At 30.3% G+C, this 2154-nt stretch carries 1 protein-coding gene and 1 pseudogene; both read left to right on the plus strand.

The annotated features are described in order from the left end of the window. Window positions 1-277: 277 nt before the first annotated feature. A complete protein-coding gene (locus tag CCPUN_RS04100) occupies window positions 278-472 on the plus strand; it encodes an HU family DNA-binding protein (RefSeq protein WP_165941956.1) in 195 nt (64 codons plus the stop codon). A 388-nt stretch (window positions 473-860) separates the two neighbouring features. Further along, window positions 861-2102: pseudogene (locus CCPUN_RS04105) on the plus strand (IS256 family transposase). The last annotated feature ends 52 nt before the right edge of the window (window positions 2103-2154 follow it).

A 2154-nucleotide genomic window follows, 5' to 3' on the forward strand; every position in this document is an offset into this window, starting at 1 on the left:
AGTTGCGTAGTAACTTTCATCGTTGAGTACAATAATTTGAAGTTAGTAACTATAACTACAAAAATATCAATTATTCACTAAAAATATCAATTATTCACTACTTTGCGAAAGTCCTGTAAATATCTTATCAAGATGGATAAAGCTTTGCATGCTCAGGTAGTTCAATATGCGACATCTCTTGGTATAAATAATTCATTTGTTATTTCTCAGGCCCTAAGAGCGTATTTTTCTAAAATTACTAAATAAGTATATATTTATTTATAAAGTGCTAAAAATCATGACAACGTCAGAATTGATATTATTAGTATCAATTAAAACAGGTTTAGATAAAAACAACATCAGGACTATCATTGATTCTTTAACGGATATAATTCAAGATCTAGTTATAGAAGGTCAATGTGTCCAATTTTCTAGCTTTGGAAGTTTTTCTAGAAAAAAACGTGTCCAAGAAATAGGAAGAAATATATTATAGAACTTTCGCATAATAGATAATTTTGCTTGCATTTTTGGTTTTGGTACACATATATGATGAAATAAGCATTTGATTTTGAGTGTATTTTATGTCGTTTAATAAAAAGTGGTTAATTTTTTTAAGCAAACACATTACAGAAAGCTATTCTGAATGCCTCACTAACGTAAATGTAGTAAATAATGGCTTTAACAAAGACAAAAAACAAAACTATGTATGCAAATAAATCAATATAACATTCATTAGACCTGTTGCGTAAGTACCTATTTATTCGTTTTTGGAGTAAAAAAGTATTAAAATAGGGGGTAATATTTAATAATCAGAGGCTTCTGAAAAGATTGTGTAAAATGTTTTTTTAGTTTTGTTCTAATTACGTAAACACACTAAACTTATGCAATCAAAAAAGAAAACACCGACTAACTCTAAGGTTCAAGCAGCCATAGATTTATTGTTAGAAGGAGGAGCAGATTTATCAACTATTTTTGCCCAAGACGGTTTATTAAAGGTTTTAACTAAAAACATAGTAGAACGTGCTCTAGCAGCTGAACTAGACGACCATTTAGGTTATAGCAAATATAGTAGAAGTCAGTCTGATAATGCTAGAAATGGCAGCTACACCAAGCATTTAATTACAGACCAAGGCGATAATAGAGCTAAATATTCCAAGGGATAGATCTGGTACATTTGAGCCTATAATCATACCTAAGCAACAGAGAAGAATAGATGGCTTTGACCAAAAAATTCTATCCTTATATGCCAAAGGTATGAGCTTATCTGATATTAAGATACAATTAGAAGAATTATATAATGCTACTATAAGTGAAAGTCTGATAAGTAAAATTACTGATAATGTTATGGATGAAGTTTTTTATGGCAAAACCGTCCGCTTGCATTCGTATATGCTATAGTATATTTCGATTGCCTTGTGGTAAAAGTAAGGCAAGATAAGCGCATTATAAATAAGTCGGTATACGTTGCTTTAGGTATAGATCTATCTGGAAGAAAAGATATTTTAGGACTATGGATCAGTGAAAATGAAGGGGCTAAATTTTGGCTTGGTAACTTGACAGAGTTAAAAAATAGAGGACTTAAAGATATTTTAATTGCTTGCAGTGATAATTTAACAGGTATGTCTGATGCTATACAGGCAGTTTATCCGAAAACAGATCACCAACTTTGTATAGTGCACCAGATCAGAAATAGCTTAAAATATCTGTCTTATAAAGATCGTAAAGAAATAGTAGCTGATTTAAAGCCTATTTACAAGGCATCTACTGAAGAAGAAGCACTGGGTGCTTTAGAAGCATTTGATAAAAAATGGAGTAAACAATATCCATATATTGCCAAATCATGGTATAATAATTGGGATAATTTGATAGGTTTTTTGCAGTATCCCGAAGAGATAAGGAGAATTATTTATACTACAAATAGTATAGAATCTGCTAATAGTCAGTTTAGAAAGGACATAAAAAATAAAAAAGTTTTCCCTAATGATAATGCTGTTTTTAACATATTATATTTAGCTGTTAATTATATGACTAGAAAATGGACCATGCCAATTCTTAATTGGAATAGCGCCATCCCTCATTTTATGATTAAATTTGGGTGGTGGTACAAATATATGATGGGATAAAAGACTGACATTGAGGATTTTCCACTATATTTGATAAAAAACGGCTAATTTT

It is taken from the genome of Cardinium endosymbiont of Culicoides punctatus, assembly GCF_004354815.1.
Lineage (GTDB): Bacteria > Bacteroidota > Bacteroidia > Cytophagales > Amoebophilaceae > Cardinium.